This window comes from Streptomyces sp. IBSBF 3136, from assembly GCF_036815105.1.
Lineage (GTDB): Bacteria > Actinomycetota > Actinomycetes > Streptomycetales > Streptomycetaceae > Streptomyces.
Map to the genome: position 1 here is coordinate 1 of NZ_JAJSZC010000195.1, position 15,074 is coordinate 15,074.

Annotated in this window: 13 protein-coding genes, 1 tRNA gene and 1 pseudogene; 7 read left to right on the forward strand and 8 right to left on the reverse strand. The window is 69.6% G+C overall.

Translation table 11 applies throughout. The features are described 5' to 3' along the window. From V7E45_RS31025 to V7E45_RS31055, 7 genes and pseudogenes are all read left to right on the forward strand, one after another. Positions 1–219: pseudogene (locus V7E45_RS31025) on the forward strand (hypothetical protein); the annotation flags it as partial. A gap of 5 nt (positions 220–224) precedes the next feature. Next, complete coding sequence (locus tag V7E45_RS31030; protein ID WP_333777547.1) at positions 225–773, forward strand: GGDEF domain-containing protein; 549 nt, start codon at positions 225–227, stop codon at positions 771–773. A 17-nt stretch (positions 774–790) separates the two neighbouring features. Next, positions 791–967, forward strand: coding sequence for a hypothetical protein (locus tag V7E45_RS31035; RefSeq protein ID WP_333777548.1), 177 nt, complete (start codon positions 791–793; stop codon positions 965–967). Between the two features lie 91 nt (positions 968–1,058). After that, the gene (locus V7E45_RS31040; protein WP_333777549.1) at positions 1,059–1,238 is read left to right on the forward strand and encodes a hypothetical protein; all 180 of its coding nucleotides are present in this window, start codon (positions 1,059–1,061) and stop codon (positions 1,236–1,238) included. Between the two features lie 4 nt (positions 1,239–1,242). Then, positions 1,243–2,634 (forward strand): replication initiator protein RepSA, encoded by a 1,392-nt coding sequence (repSA, locus tag V7E45_RS31045; RefSeq protein WP_333777550.1) that lies wholly within the window; start codon positions 1,243–1,245, stop codon positions 2,632–2,634. Next, positions 2,631–2,819 carry a helix-turn-helix domain-containing protein gene (locus V7E45_RS31050; protein ID WP_333777551.1) on the forward strand — a complete coding sequence of 63 codons (189 nt, stop codon included), beginning with the start codon at positions 2,631–2,633 and terminating at the stop codon, positions 2,817–2,819. Before repSA ends, V7E45_RS31050 begins: the two co-directional genes overlap by 4 nt. 59 nt (positions 2,820–2,878) lie before the next feature. Next, positions 2,879–3,976 carry a tyrosine-type recombinase/integrase gene (locus tag V7E45_RS31055; protein ID WP_333777552.1) on the forward strand — a complete coding sequence of 366 codons (1,098 nt, stop codon included), beginning with the start codon at positions 2,879–2,881 and terminating at the stop codon, positions 3,974–3,976. A gap of 70 nt (positions 3,977–4,046) precedes the next feature. On the opposite strand, the gene V7E45_RS31060 is transcribed toward V7E45_RS31055, so the two are convergent. The 8 genes from V7E45_RS31060 to dnaN all read right to left on the reverse strand — a co-directional run bounded on the left by V7E45_RS31060 (position 4,047) and on the right by dnaN (position 13,966). Beyond that, positions 4,047–4,123, reverse strand: a tRNA-Ile gene (locus tag V7E45_RS31060). 111 nt (positions 4,124–4,234) lie between these two features. Beyond that, the gene (locus V7E45_RS31065; protein ID WP_333777553.1) at positions 4,235–4,960 is read right to left on the reverse strand and encodes a DUF3566 domain-containing protein; all 726 of its coding nucleotides are present in this window, start codon (positions 4,958–4,960) and stop codon (positions 4,235–4,237) included. An 18-nt stretch (positions 4,961–4,978) separates the two neighbouring features. Further along, the gene (gene gyrA / locus V7E45_RS31070) at positions 4,979–7,576 is read right to left on the reverse strand and encodes a DNA gyrase subunit A (protein WP_333777554.1); all 2,598 of its coding nucleotides are present in this window, start codon (positions 7,574–7,576) and stop codon (positions 4,979–4,981) included. A gap of 42 nt (positions 7,577–7,618) precedes the next feature. Further along, positions 7,619–9,700, reverse strand: a complete 2,082-nt coding sequence (gene gyrB / locus V7E45_RS31075) for a DNA topoisomerase (ATP-hydrolyzing) subunit B (protein ID WP_333777555.1) — start codon at positions 9,698–9,700, stop codon at positions 7,619–7,621. 374 nt (positions 9,701–10,074) lie between these two features. After that, positions 10,075–10,611, reverse strand: coding sequence for a DUF721 domain-containing protein (locus V7E45_RS31080; protein ID WP_333777556.1), 537 nt, complete (start codon positions 10,609–10,611; stop codon positions 10,075–10,077). Further along, positions 10,608–11,729 carry a DNA replication/repair protein RecF gene (recF, locus tag V7E45_RS31085; RefSeq protein ID WP_333777557.1) on the reverse strand — a complete coding sequence of 374 codons (1,122 nt, stop codon included), beginning with the start codon at positions 11,727–11,729 and terminating at the stop codon, positions 10,608–10,610. Before recF ends, V7E45_RS31080 begins: the two co-directional genes overlap by 4 nt. A gap of 52 nt (positions 11,730–11,781) precedes the next feature. Next, the gene (gnd, locus tag V7E45_RS31090) at positions 11,782–12,657 is read right to left on the reverse strand and encodes a phosphogluconate dehydrogenase (NAD(+)-dependent, decarboxylating) (protein ID WP_333777558.1); all 876 of its coding nucleotides are present in this window, start codon (positions 12,655–12,657) and stop codon (positions 11,782–11,784) included. Between the two features lie 178 nt (positions 12,658–12,835). Next, positions 12,836–13,966, reverse strand: a complete 1,131-nt coding sequence (dnaN, locus tag V7E45_RS31095) for a DNA polymerase III subunit beta (protein ID WP_333777559.1) — start codon at positions 13,964–13,966, stop codon at positions 12,836–12,838. Positions 13,967–15,074: the final 1,108 nt, after the last annotated feature.

Consider the following 15,074-nt stretch of genomic DNA (forward strand, 5'->3'; position numbering starts at 1 on the left):
GCCCCGGTCGCCCCCGCGGCGCCGGTCTCCACCCGGCCGACCATCCAGCTCACCCCGGGCAGCGCGCTCGCCCTCGCCGCCGGTGGTGGCGCCGTGGTCCTGGTCGTCGGCGCGGTCCTGGTCTCGCTCCTCCTGGCCGTCGCCATCACCGGCGTCTCCGTCGCCGTGGTCGCCATCGTCCTGCGCCTGCTCGTCAACGACCTCAACAAGAGCCGGTGACCGGCATGGACAGCCACTTAATCGCAGCAGCCCTCCCGGCCCTGGGCTGGGCCGTGCACGGCGGCATGCTCACCCGCCGCCTGGCCACCGCCCGCCGCGACCCGCTGACCGGCCTGCACACCCGCGCCGGATTCACCGCCCGCGCCGAACGCCTGCTCGCCAAGCACCCCGGCGCCCTCGTGGTCCTGGTCGACCTGGATGACTTCAAGGCCATCAACGACACCCACGGCCACCCGGCCGGAGACGCGGTCCTCACCGCGACCGCCCGCCGCCTCGGTGACTGGTGCGGACGCCACGGGATCGCCGCCCGCCTCGGCGGAGACGAATTCGCCGCCATCATCGCCGATCCCGCTCACGCCCCCGGCCTCTCCGCCCTCCAGGCCGCCCTGGACCAGCCCACCGAGCACCACGGGCACACCTTGCCGGTCTCGGCCTCCGTCGGCTTCTGCCACCGCCCGGACCTGCCCGTCCCGACCCTGACCGACGCCCTGTCGGCGGCCGACGCCTCGATGTACGTGGCCAAGGGCCACGGCCGACGCAACACCCACCACTAACCACGAAAGGAACCCCCATGGGCATCTTCAGCAAGCGTCCTCACCCCGACGAGGACCAGCACATCGAGGACGGCAAGCGCCGTGGCGCACAGCTCGACCGGGAGATCTACGGGCGGCTGAAGGACGGGACCGCCACGAAGGAAGACAAGCGCATCTGGAACGCCGGCCGTAAGCGGTCCGGCCGCATCAAGTAACGCCCGCCCGGGGCGGCTCTCTCGCCAAAGAACCGCCGCCCCGGACGGCTCCACCTTCCTGATCCAACGGACCCGAAAGGGAAGCCCCATCATGCCCCAGCACACCCGCGCACGGATCTGCCACGACTGCGACGGCCACGCCACCGCCCACATCACCACCGGCACCCGCCACCGCGACGGCACCCGCGTGACCATCTCCGTCACCTGCGCCCGTTGCAAGGGCACCGGCCGCCAGCTGCCCGCCGCGCAGCTCTCCCGCGCCGGGAGGTGACCCGTTGACCAACGCCGCCACCATGGCGGGCCTGGACCCGGCCACCCTCACCGACGTACTGAGGCTGGCCGGGTCCGACGGCTTCGACCGCATCCAAGACCAGATCCGCCGCACCGGCGGCTGCACCGACCCCATCCGCCTGATGGGCTCCACCGTCACCCGCGACGCAGCCACCGGACACGTCCTCCACGCCTACTCCACCGACACCGAACCCGGTGGCATCCTCCGCGTCGCCTGCGGCAACCGCCGCGCCTCCCGCTGCCCGGCCTGCGCCTGGACCTATGCGGGCGACACCTACCACCTCATCCGCGCCGGCCTCGTTGGCGACCCCGCCAAGGGCACCCCGGACACGATCCGCGACCACCCGCGCGTCTTCGCCACCCTGACCGCGCCGTCCTTCGGCCCGGTCCACAACCGGCCCGACACCCGGCCCTGCCGCTGCGGCACCCACCACCAGGAGGACGCCCCCGAGCTGGGCACCCCGCTCGACCCGGATACGTACGACTACGCGGGCGCCGTGCTGTGGAACAACCACGCCTCCGACCTCTGGCGCTACTTCACGATCTACCTGCGCCGCGAGATCGCCCGTCGCGCCGGCCTCACCCAGAAAGCGGCCCGGGAACAGTCCCGCGTCTCCTTCGGCAAGGTGGCGGAGTACCAGAAGCGCGGCGCGGTCCACTTCCACGCAGTGATCCGCTTCGACGGCCCCGAGGGCCCCGACAGCCCGCCCCCGGCCTGGGCCACCGGCGAACTCCTCAACGATGCGATCCGGGCCGCCGCCGCCCGCGTCGTGGTCGACGTGCCCCCGGCCGGGGACCAGCCTGTCCGGACCCTCCGGTGGGGTGAGCAGATCGACGTACGCCCGATCCGGGCCTTCGGAGACGGTGCCGAGATCACCGAACAGGCCGTCGCCTCCTACGTCGCCAAGTACGCCACCAAGGCCGCCGAGACCACCGGCACCGTCGACCGCCGCATCGGCAACAAAGAGGCCCTGGCCCTCCTCGAGGTGCCCGACCATCCGGCCCGGCTCATCGCCGCCTGCCTCGACCTCCACCTGCTCTACCCCGACCGGAAGTTACGGGACTGGGCCCACATGCTCGGCTTCCGCGGCCACTTCTCCACCAAATCCCGCCGCTACTCCACCACCCTCAGCGCACTCCGCCAGGTCCGCGCCGACTACCGCGCCGCCCAGCAACGCGCCGCCCTCGGCCTGCCCGACCCCGACGACGAGGAAGCAACCACCCTGACCCTCGCCCACTGGTCCTACGCCGGCCACGGCCACACACCCGGCGAATCCTGGCTCGCCGCCAACATCCGCCGCGACATCCGGCACGCCCGCGAGACCGCCCGCGAAGAACTACCCGCCCTGCTCGACCTGGAAGGGGTCGCCGCATGACCGCCGCTATGCCTGAGCTGCTGACCGTCCCGGAGGTCATGGAACGACTTAAGGTCGGTCGCACCAAGGTCTATGACCTGATCCGCACCCACCGGCTGGTGTCCATCAAGGTGGACGGCTGCCGTCGTATCCCGACGGAAGCGGTTCGGGACTTCATCATGGGGCAGCTTGGAGAGGCCGCCTGATGGCCAAGCGTCGCCCTAATGGTGGGGGCACGATCTCGAAGCGGGCGGATGGTCGTTACATGGGCCGTGCGTACGTCACTGACACCGACGGCAACCGCGTCCGCAAGACCGTCTACGGCAGCACGTGGGACGAGGCCAACGAGAAGCTCGGCAAGCTCCAGGACCAGGAGCGCAACGGCGTTCCGGTGCCCTCTCGCGCATGGACTCTCGGTGAGTGGCTGGCGTACTGGCTGGAGCACATCGTCCAGCCGGAGCGCGAGCACAACACCTTCGTGAAGTACGAGTCCAAGGTGCGGCTCTACCTGCTGCCTCACCTCGGCAAGAAGCCGCTCGTCAAGCTGACGCCCGCGCAGCTCCGTGCGTTCATGGCCGCGCTAAAGCGGGAGAAGGTCGGCGCCGCCACGCGCTTCGAGGTTTTGCGCGTCCTCCGGAACGCCCTCAACCGGGCGATGCGAGAGGAGCTGCTTACGCGCAACGTCGCGCTCCTGGTGGACATGCCCAAGGTCACCAAGGACAAGGGTGCGGCGTGGAGCGCGCGGGAGGCGATCGTGTTCCTCCGCTCGGTCCGCGCTCACCGCCTCTACGCGGCCTGCGTCCTGGTCCTCGTGCTCGGCCTTCGGCGGAGTGAAGTCCTCGGCCTGCGGTGGCAGGACATCGACTTCGAGGCCGGCCAGTTCACTCCCGTCAAGCAGGTGCAGAGGGAGAAGGGCGTCGGCCTGGTCCTCAAGGACCTCAAGACGGAATCGTCACAGGCGGTGCTGCCCCTCCCGGAGTTCTGTGCTCGCGCCCTGGAGGAGCGTCGGGAGCTCCAGGAGCTGGAGAAGAGGATCGCCGGAGCCCACTGGACACAGGAGACGGACCACGATCTGATCTTCTCTTCCGAGCACGGCGGCATGATTGATCCCACGGGCTTCTCCCGGACCTTCGACCGCCTGGTGAAGCGCGCCGGCGTCCGCCGCATCACCGTCCGGCTCGCCCGGCACACCTGCGGGACCCTGCTCGCCTTCCTGAAGGTGCATCCCAAGGTCGCTCAGGCGATCCTCCGGCACAGCCAGATCAGCATGACCATGGACGTGTACACGCACGTGGTGGGCGACAGTGAGCGGGAAGCCGTTGCGATGCTGGCCGAGCTGCTGGAAGACCCGCTCATCGGCTGATTCGCCGCCGTTGGTGTCAAGCGTGGGTGTCAAAAGACCCCCGGCCCTAGTGGACCGAGGGTCTTTTCGCTGGTGGGGCTAACAGGATTTGAACCTGTGGCCTCATCCTTATCAGGGATGCGCTCTAACCAACTGAGCTATAGCCCCGCCGCGCTCTGCGGTGTGTGTCCCGCGCGCTGACTCCTGAAGATTAGCGCACGACCGGGGAAGTCCCAAAATCGGTTGTCGGGGGGCTGTCGGCGGGACCGGCAGGTGGGGTCACTCGTCCTCGGCCAGCGTCAGCTCGATGCCGCCCACGAAGCCCGCGGAGAGGTTGTAGATGAACGCGCCGAGCGTGGCCAGCGCCGTCGCGAGGACGACGTCGATCACCGCGATGATCGTCGAGAACGTCAGGACGTGCGGCAGGGAGAGGAAGGCCTGCAGGTCGAAGCCGTTGGCCTCGTTGGAGCCGGTCGCCTCCGAGATGGTGCCGCCGACCGTCGAGAACACGCCCATCGCGTCCATGACCATCCACAGCACCGCCGACGCGACGATCGTGCAGATGCCCAGGGCGATGGAGAGCAGGAAGCTGACCTTCATGACCGACCACGGGTCGGCCTTGGCGACCCGCAGCCGGGCCTTGCGGGTGCGCGGCGCGGTCCGCGCGCCGGTGCGCGGCCGGCGCACGGCGCCTGCGGGCGCGGCCGCCTGCGCCGGATAGGCCTGCGGCGGGTGGTAGGGGCCGTCGGCCTGCTCGGGCCGGCGCTCGCCGGGCAGCGGCGAGGCCGAACCGGTCTGCCCGCCTCGGGTTTCCGTCACAGTTGCCCCCTGCGCTCCGTGCGTGTCAGGCCCCGACGAGTCCTTCGCGGTCCCTTTGACCGCCCTCAGCTGGGTGGTGTGCGGATCCGCCGCCCCCGCCCCGTTCGTGGCGGAGCCACGGCCGCCGCCGTCCGCTCCCGTACCCCTGGAGGTACCGGCCGATCCGGCGCCCGTGGCTCCGCTCACGATGACTCTCTCCTCGTGCTACTCGGCCGAGGGCGCCTCACCCTCGTCCGTGCCGGTGGTCGCGGCACCCTCGGCGGCCTCGTCGACGGCCTCGTCGCCGTCGACCTCCTCCGCCTCGCGTCCCGCCTCGGCGTTACGTGCGATACCGACCACGGCATCGCGCTTGCCCAGGTTGATCAGTTGGACGCCCATGGTGTCACGGCCCGTCTCCCTGACCTCGTTGACTCGCGTACGAATCACACCGCCGGACAGGGTGATGGCGAGGATCTCGTCGTTCTCCTCGACCACCAGCGCGCCGACGAGTGAGCCGCGGTCCTCCACGATCTTGGCGGCCTTGATGCCGAGGCCGCCGCGACCCTGGACGCGGTACTCGTCGACGGCGGTCCGCTTCGCGTACCCACCGTCCGTAGCAGTGAACACGAACGTACCGGGTCGAACGACATTCATCGAGAGAAGCTCGTCGCCCTCGCGGAAACTCATCCCCTTGACACCCGAGGTGGCGCGGCCCATCGGTCGCAGGGAGTCGTCCGTGGCGGTGAAACGGATCGACTGCGCCTTCCTGCTGATCAGAAGCAGATCGTCGTCGGCCGAGACGAGTTCGGCACCGATCAGCTCGTCATCGGTTCCGTCCTCCCGCTCCCGCAGGTTGATCGCGATCACACCGCCGGAACGAGGCGAATCGTAATCCTTCAGAGGCGTCTTCTTGACCAGACCGGACTTGGTCGCCAGCACCAGGTACGGCGCCGCCTCGTAGTCACGGATCGCGAGGATCTCGGCGATCGCCTCGTCCGGCTGGAAGGCGAGCAGGTTCGCCACGTGCTGTCCGCGCGCCTCGCGACCGGCCTCCGGCAGCTCGTACGCCTTCGCCCGGTACACCCGGCCCTTATTGGTGAAGAACAGCAGCCAGTGGTGCGTGGTGGAGACGAAGAAGTGGTCGACGATGTCGTCTTCCTTCAGCTTCGTACCGCGCACGCCCTTGCCGCCGCGCTTCTGCGCCCGGTAGTCGTCCGTCTTGGTCCGCTTGACGTAACCGCCGCGCGAGACGGTGACGACGATGTCCTCCTCGGCGATCAGGTCCTCGATGGACATGTCGCCCTCGTACGGGATCAGCTTGGTCTTGCGGTCGTCGCCGTACTTCTCGACGATCGCGGCCAGCTCCTCGCTGACGATCCCGCGCTGACGCACCGGCGAGGCGAGGATCTGGTTGTACTCCTGGATCTTCGCCTGGAGCTCGTCGTGCTCCTGGACGATCTTCTGGCGCTCCAGGGCGGCCAGCCGGCGCAGCTGCATCTCGAGGATGGCGTTGGCCTGGATCTCGTCGATCTCCAGGAGGCCCATCAGGCCCGTGCGCGCCACGTCGACGGTCTCACTGCGCCGGATCAGCGCGATGACCTCGTCGATGGCGTCCAGGGCCTTCAGCAGACCGCGCAGGATGTGGGCGCGCTCCTCCGCCTTGCGCAGCCGGAACCGCGTACGGCGGACGATGACCTCGATCTGGTGCGTCACCCAGTGCCGGATGAACGCGTCCAGGGACAGCGTGCGCGGCACGCCGTCGACCAGCGCCAGCATGTTGGCGCCGAAGTTCGTCTGGAGGTCGGTGTGCTTGTACAGGTTGTTCAGCACGACCTTGGCGACCGCGTCCCGCTTGAGGACGATGACCAGGCGCTGACCGGTGCGCGACGACGTCTCGTCGCGGACGTCGGCGATGCCGCCGATCTTGCCGTCCTTGACCAGGTCGGCGATCTTCTGCGCCAGGTTGTCCGGGTTCACCTGGTACGGCAGCTCGGTGACCACCAGGCACTGGCGGCTCTGGATCTCCTCGACCTCGACCACCGCGCGCATCGTGATGGAGCCGCGGCCGGTCCGGTACGCCTCCTCGATGCCCTTGCGGCCCACCACCAGGGCGCCGGTCGGGAAGTCCGGGCCCTTGATGCGCTCCAAGAGCGCGTCCAGCAGCTCCTCGTGCGAGACCTCGGGGTTCTCCAGGTACCACTGGGCGCCGGCCGCGACCTCGCGCAGGTTGTGCGGCGGGATGTTGGTCGCCATGCCGACCGCGATCCCGGCCGAGCCGTTGATCAGCAGGTTCGGGAAGCGGGCCGGCAGGACGGTCGGCTCCTGGGAGCGGCCGTCGTAGTTGTCCGTGAAGTCGACGGTCTCCTCGTCGATGTCGCGGACCATCTCCATCGACAGCGGCGCCATCTTGCACTCGGTGTAGCGCATCGCCGCCGCCGGGTCGTTGCCCGGGGAGCCGAAGTTGCCGTTGGAGTCCACCAGCGGCATCCGCATCGACCACGACTGCGCCAGGCGGACCAGCGCGTCGTAGATCGAGGAGTCGCCGTGCGGGTGGTAGTTGCCCATGACGTCGCCGACGACACGGGCGCACTTGTAGAAGCCGCGCTCGGGGCGGTAGCCGCCGTCGTACATCGCGTAAAGCACGCGGCGGTGGACGGGCTTGAGACCGTCCCGGACGTCGGGCAGCGCACGGGACACGATGACGGACATCGCGTAGTCCAGGTACGAGCGCTGCATCTCCGTCTCGAGCCCGACGGGCTCGACGCGCATCGTGAGCTCGCCGCCCTCGGTCTCAGGGGTTTCCGGAGTGTTCTCGTCGGCCATTGCTGGTGAAGATCCTTCCTGGTGCGGTCAGCTGAGACCGACTCAGATGTCGAGGAAGCGGACGTCCTTGGCGTTGCGCTGGATGAACGCGCGGCGGGCCTCGACGTCCTCGCCCATGAGGACCGAGAACAGGTCGTCGGCCTGGGCGGCGTCGTCCAGGGTGACCTGGCCGAGGACGCGGTGCTCCTGGTCCATCGTGGTGATGCGCAGCTCCTCGGCGTTCATCTCGCCGAGGCCCTTGAAGCGCTGGATCGAGTCCTCGCGGACGCGCTTGCCGCGCTGCCGGCCCATCTCGATCAGCGCGTCGCGCTCGCGGTCCGAGTAGGCGTACTCGATGTCGTCCCGGCCCCACTTGATCTTGTACAGCGGGGGACGGGACAGGTACACGTGCCCGGCCTCGACCAGCGGCCGCATGAAGCGGAACAGGAAGGTCAGCAGCAGGGTGCTGATGTGCTGTCCGTCGACGTCGGCGTCCGCCATCAGAATGATCTTGTGGTACCGGAGCTTCTCGATGTCGAAGTCCTCGTGCACGCCGGTGCCGAAGGCGGAGATCAGCGCCTGGATCTCCTGGTTCTGCAGGATCTTGTCGATCCTGGCCTTCTCGACGTTGAGGATCTTGCCGCGGATCGGGAGGATCGCCTGGTACTGCGGGTTGCGGCCGGACTTGGCCGAGCCGCCGGCGGAGTCACCCTCGACGATGAAGATCTCGCACTTGGTCGGGTCGTTCGACTGGCAGTCCGACAGCTTGCCCGGCAGGGACGCGCTCTCCAGCAGGCCCTTGCGGCGGGTCAGGTCACGGGCCTTGCGGGCCGCCACGCGCGCGGTGGCCGCCTGGATGCCCTTGCGGATGATGTCCGCCGCCTCGACGGGGTTGCGGTCCAGCCAGTCGTTGAGGTGCTCGTAGACCGCGCGCTGCACGAAGGTCTTGGCCTCCGTGTTGCCCAGCTTGGTCTTCGTCTGGCCCTCGAACTGCGGCTCGCTCAGCTTGACCGAGATGATCGCGGTCAGGCCCTCGCGGATGTCGTCACCGGTGAGGTTGTCGTCCTTCTCGCGCAGCAGCCTCTTGTCGCGGGCGTACTTGTTGATCAGCGACGTCAGCGCGGCTCGGAAACCCTCTTCGTGGGTACCGCCCTCGTGGGTGTGGATGATGTTCGCGAACGAGTACACGCCCTCGCTGTAGCCGCTGTTCCACTGCATCGCGACCTCGAGGGACAGGCTCTTGTCCTTGTCCTCCGCCTCCAGGTCGATGACGGTGGGGTGGACCGCGTCCCCCTTGCGGGAGTTGAGGTACTTCACGAAGTCGACGATGCCGCCCTCGTAGTGGTACGTGACGGTCTTGACCTCGTCCTTCTCGTCCGCACCCGCCTCGTCCGCCCCGGCGGTGGCCTTCGCCGACTCGCGCTCGTCGGTGAGCTTGATCGTGAGGCCCTTGTTGAGGAACGCCATCTCCTGGAAGCGCCGCGACAGCGTCTCGAAGGAGTACTCGGTGGTCTCGAAGATCTCCGGGTCGGCCCAGAAGGTGACCGATGTGCCCGTCTGCTCGATGGCCTCGTGCTTGGCCAGCGGGGCGGTGGGGACGCCCATCTTGTAGTCCTGGGTCCAGCGGTGCCCGTCGGTCCTGACCTCGACGGAGACCTTGGACGACAGGGCGTTCACGACGGACACGCCCACGCCGTGCAGACCGCCGGAGACCGCGTACCCGCCGCCGCCGAACTTGCCGCCCGCGTGCAGCACGGTCAGGACGACCTCGAGGGCCGGCTTGCCCTCGGAGGGCACGATGCCCACCGGGATGCCGCGGCCGTTGTCGATGACGCGCACGCCGCCGTCGGCGAGGATCGTCACGTCGATGGTGTCCGCGTAACCGGCCAGCGCCTCGTCGACCGAGTTGTCGACGACCTCGTACACCAGGTGGTGCAGGCCGCGCTCACCGGTGGAGCCGATGTACATACCGGGTCGCTTGCGGACCGCGTCCAGCCCTTCGAGCACGGTGATGGCGCTGGCGTCGTAGGAGGCGGCGACCGCGCCGGAGTCTGCGGCCGCGCTGTTCACGCCGGCGTCGGTGGACGGGTTGTTCTCGTTGGGGTTGCCGGAATCGGCCACGAAGCGCCCTTTCTGGCACAGCACGAGCCGGGCTCGTCGGCAGGTTGCCGGAGCGGCTGCGGCATGTTGCGTTGGTAAGCCTTGATCAGCGTTGCTCAGCTTTTCCCGGGCGGTCCCCACGTTGGGGCGGGATTGGCTTCCAGTCTACCGGTAGCGCTGACAGTGATGGGGGTTTGCCGGTGCCTGAGTCCCCATGTGCCGCCCTGAACCGGCCTCGGCCGAGTACCGATATACGGAAGGGGGCTCCAAGGGGCTCACAGCGGCACTCAGCGCTTCGAGCCGTCAACCCTTGGCTACCGGGGGGTCAGATGGCGATCCGGTGGTGATCCGGTGGTGATCCACACCTGTGGACAGGCGTGCGGAAGGGACCCCGCGCCGCCCGCGGAACGTGAGGTACGTCACCCGTAGGTGTCGCCGGGACCGGTGCTCCCCGGGGCCCGCAGCGGGCCGTAGCGGCGCGCGGGGCCGCCCGGGCCGTTCACCTTGATCATCCGGACCGTGCCGTGACCGAGGTCCTCGTTGAGCCGGGCGACCAGCGCCGGGGCGAGCAGCCGCAGCTGGGTCGCCCAGGCCGTCGAGTCACAGCTCACGGAGAGCACCCGCTCGTCCTCGTCGTACCGCTGCGGCACACAGTGCTTGGCCAGGTCCTCGCCGACGATCTGCGGCCAGCGGCCCATGACTCCGCCCACCGCCGCCGGAGCCTCCCAGCCGCGCTCGCTGATCAGCCGGTTGATCGCGGACCCGAGCGCCATGGGGTCACGGCCGTCGGCGCGCGCGCCGGAGCGCAGACCGCCACCGCGCCGCGCCTGCTTCTTCTGCCGTGCCGCGTCACCCCGCGCGCGTGCCTGCTCCTTCGCCGCGCGCAACGCCACGCGCGCGAGGTCGACACCGGAAGGCTCCGGGTCCTTGCGGGGTTTGGGCTCGTCGGTGCTCATACGCGCTCCACCGTTCCGTCGGCCACCGCGTACCGGGCGCCGACCAGCACATGCGGTACGTCGTCGTCCACGGCGGCCGTGACCAGCACCTGCTCGCCGGGCGCGACCAGCTCGGCCAGCCGCTCACGGCGGCGGGCGTCCAGCTCGGCGAAGACGTCGTCCAGGACCAGCACCGGCTCGTTGCCCTCGGCGCGCAGCAGGTCGTACGAGGCGAGGCGCAGCGCCAGCGCGTAGGACCAGGACTCGCCGTGCGAGGCGTAGCCCTTGGCCGGCAGCTGGCCGAGGCGGAGCACCAGGTCGTCACGGTGCGGCCCCACAAGGGTGACGCCCCGCTCGATCTCCTGCTTGCGTGCCTCCGCGAGAGCCGCCATGAGCTGGGCGTAAAGATCCTCGCGGGTGTGCGCCTCTCCGGGCGCGGACGGCTTGTACTCCAGGACCACGGGGCCGCCGCCGGGTGCCAGCTGCTCGTACGCCTTGTCGGCCAGCGGCTGCAGCGCGGCGACGAGATCGAGTCGCTGGGCGAGCAGTTCGGCGCCCGCGCGCGCGAGGTGCTGGTCCCACACGTCGAGGGTGGACAGGTCCATGGAGCGCCCGCCGTGCCGGCGCGCGAGGGCGGCGGACTTCAGGAGCGTGTTGCGCTGCTTGAGCACCCGCTCGTAGTCGGAGCGCACGCCGGCCATGCGCGGGGAGCGCGCGGTGATCAGTTCGTCCAGGAACCGGCGCCGCTCACCGGGGTCGCCCTTGACCAGCGCGAGGTCCTCGGGCGCGAACAGCACGGTCCGCACGATGCCCAGCACGTCCCGCGGCTTGACCTGCGAGGACCGGTTGATGCGGGCGCGGTTGGCCCGGCCGGGGTTCAGCTCCAGTTCGACCAGCTGCTGCCGCTCGCCCTGTCTGACCTGGGCCCGGATGACGGCCCGCTCGGCTCCCATGCGGACCAGAGGGGCGTCGGAGGCGACGCGGTGGCTGCCGAGGGTGGCGAGGTAGCCCACCGCCTCGACCAGGTTGGTCTTGCCCTGGCCGTTGGGTCCGACGAAGGCGGTGACGCCCGGGTCGAGCGGGACCTCGACCCGGGCGTACGAGCGGAAGTCGGCCAGCGAAAGATGCGTGACGTGCATGGTCGTTCGCCGACCTCCCCCAGGGTTGTGGATCGCGGTGCGACCCTGTGGATTACTTCTTCTCTACGGCGTGCCCGCCGAACTGGTTGCGCAGCGCGGCGATCATCTTCATCTGCGGCGAGTCCTCCTGGCGGGAGGCGAACCGCGCGAACAGCGACGCGGTGATCGCGGGGAGCGGCACCGCGTTGTCGATGGCGGCCTCCACCGTCCAGCGTCCCTCACCGGAGTCCTGGGCGTAACCGCGCAGGCCCGTCAGGTGCTCGTCGTCGTCGAGCGCGTTGACCGCGAGGTCGAGCAGCCAGGAGCGGATGACCGTGCCCTCCTGCCAGGAGCGGAAGACCTCGCGGACGTTCTCCACGGAGTCGACCTTCTCCAGCAGCTCCCAGCCCTCGGCGTAGGCCTGCATCATCGCGTACTCGATGCCGTTGTGGACCATCTTCGCGAAGTGGCCCGCGCCGACCTTGCCGGCGTGCACCGCGCCGAAGTCGCCCTCCGGCTTGAGCGCGTCGAAGACCGGCTGCACCTTGGCGACGTTCTCCGCGTCGCCGCCGTACATCAGCGCGTACCCGTTCTCCAGGCCCCAGACGCCGCCGGAGACTCCGCAGTCGACGAAGCCTATGCCCTTGGCCGCCAGCTCCTCGGCGTGCCGTTCGTCGTCCGTCCAGCGGGAGTTGCCGCCGTCCACGACCACGTCGCCGGGCTCCAGCAGCTCGGCCAGCCGGTCGACGGTCGACTGGGTGGGCTCGCCGGCCGGGACCATCACCCAGACCACGCGCGGGCCGCTGAGCTTGCCCACAAGCTCTTCCAGGCTGTGGACATCCGCGACGTCCGCGTTGCGGTCGTATCCGATGACGGTGTGGCCCGCGCGGCGGATCCGCTCGCGCATGTTGCCGCCCATCTTGCCGAGGCCGACGAGACCGAGCTCCATCAGTTGTTTTCCTTAGGTCGCTGTGTGGCGTGACAGGCACCTTCGTGCCGTGCCGAGCCTAAACCCGGACGCTCATGCACAGCTGTGGGCATACGCGCTCATGCGTAGCCCCTCACCTGCGGGTTCTTCCACAGGCCGGGGGGACTTCTCCACCGGCCTGTGGACGGCTGTCGGCGTCTCAGCCGCTCAGCCGCACCGGCATGATCAGGTACTTGTAGGCCTCGTCGGCCTCCGCGTCCAGGGCCGGCTTACCGCTGAGCAGCGCGGGCTTGGTGGACGTGGTGAACGACAGCTGGGCCACGGGGGAGTCGATGGCGCTCAGACCGTCCAGCAGGAAGGTCGGGTTGAAGGCGATCGAGATGTCGTCGCCGTCGAGCTGGGCGTCGACCCTTTCCACAGCCTGTGCGTCGTCGCTCGAGCCGGCCTCCAGGATCAGCACGCCCTGCTCGAAGCTCAGCCGCACCGGGGTGTTGCGCTCGGCGACCAGGGCCACACGCTTGACGGCCTCCACGAAGGGGGCGGTCTCGATCACGGCGATGGAGTTGAACTCGGTCGGGAACAGCGTGCGGTACTTCGGCAGGTCGCCCTCGAGCAGACGCGTGGTCGTACGGCGGCCCGCGCCCTCGAAACCGATCAGGCCCTCGCCCGCGCCGGATCCGGACAGGGCGAGGATGACGCTGTCGCCGCTGGTCAGAGCCTTGGCGGTGTCCTGGAGCGTCTTGGCGGGCACCAGGGCGACCGCGGAGACCTCCGGGTTCTCCGGCTTCCACAGGAACTCGCGGACCGCGAAGCGGTAGCGGTCGGTGGAGGCCAGGGTGACCGTGTCGCCCTCGATCTCGATGCGCACACCGGTCAGCACGGGCAGCGTGTCGTCGCGGCCCGCGGCGATGGCCACCTGGGAGACGGCGGCCGCGAAGACCTCGCCGGGGACGGTGCCCGTGGCGTTCGGCATCTGCGGCAGGGTCGGGTACTCCTCCACCGGCAGGGTGTGGAGGGTGAAGCGCGAGGAGCCGCAGACCACGGTCGCCCGTACACCGTCTGTGGAGATCTCCACCGGGCGGTTGGGCAGGGCGCGGGAGATGTCGGCGAGCAGGCGGCCGGAGACGAGCACGGTGCCGTCCTCCTCGACCTCCGCCTCGACGCTGACCCGCGCGGACACCTCGTAGTCGAAGCTCGACAGGCTCAGCTGGCCGTTCTCGGCCTTCAGCAGCAGGCCGGCGAGGACAGGCGCCGGCGGACGGGCCGGGAGGCTGCGTGCCGCCCAGGCCACTGCCTCCGCGAGTACGTCGCGTTCCACCCGGATCTTCACCGTAAGCCGCCTCCTGCTGTTGCTACTGAGTCCTCCGACTCGGCGTCACCGCCCACCACGACGGGAAGGACGCCGGGGACCAGTCTGACGCACCGCACTGACAGTAGGTGCCGGTCGGGGTCAAGTCGCTCCGAGGGGCAGCCGGGCTCGAGAGGGCGAGTTGTGCACAGGCCCCGCTTCGAAACGGATTCCCAGCTCTCTCTAGTCGGGAGTAGTAGTAGGGCCTGTGGATACCGTGGATAACCTCGTTTTCGCAGGTCAGGTCCACAATTTTGTCCACTGGCCCTGTGGGCGGAGGCGGTGGAAAACCAGGGGTCTCTGTGGAGAACAGAAAGTTCTGCACACACCGCCCACAGCCCGGAGGCAGTTCTCCCCAGCTGTGTCCCCAGGTTTACCCACGTTTCCCACACCCCAATCCGGCACCTTCGTGTGACGGCTTTCACTCGACGCAGTGATCGGGGGCTTCGGGTTGCCGAACAGTGGACAGCCATGTGGAGAAGCGGCCGATCGCTGGGGACAACCGGCCCCAGCCTGTGGGCTTCCCGTGGACAACTTCGTGCACAGCCTGTGGATCTCCGTTTCGTCCACAGCCTGTGGAGATCGTTCGTCCACGATTCCACAGGGGGCTGAGCTGCGCGGACGCCGCCTCCCCAGGCTGCCTGTGGACGCAGCTCGGGACAACTTGGCGGTCCCCAGGATGTGGACGCAAGAAAGTCACCGAATCTGTGGAGGGAGGCCGTAACCCGGCGGCTAATCGAACACAGGGTGTCGAGCGGGAGACGGTCCACAGGGTGTGGGAGGGGGGTGCGGGCGCCCTCGCGGCGCCTCGACGGAGCCCTCGCGGCGCCTTGGCGGAGGCGTAGAGGCGCCCGTCGGCGGCTTCGGGGTGCTCGCGACGGACGACCGGCGTGCGCGCAGGAGGCGTTCCGGGGCGAGCCGGGAGGTGCCCAGGGTGCGCGCCGGAGGGGTGGGCCCCGGACACCGACGGAGGGGCGGGCCCGGGACACCGCCGGAAACGCCGGAAAGCGGGGGGGGGGGGGGGGGGGGGGGGGGGGCCGGGGGGGGGGCCGCCGGGGGGGGGGGGGGGGGGGGGGGGGGGGGGGGGGGG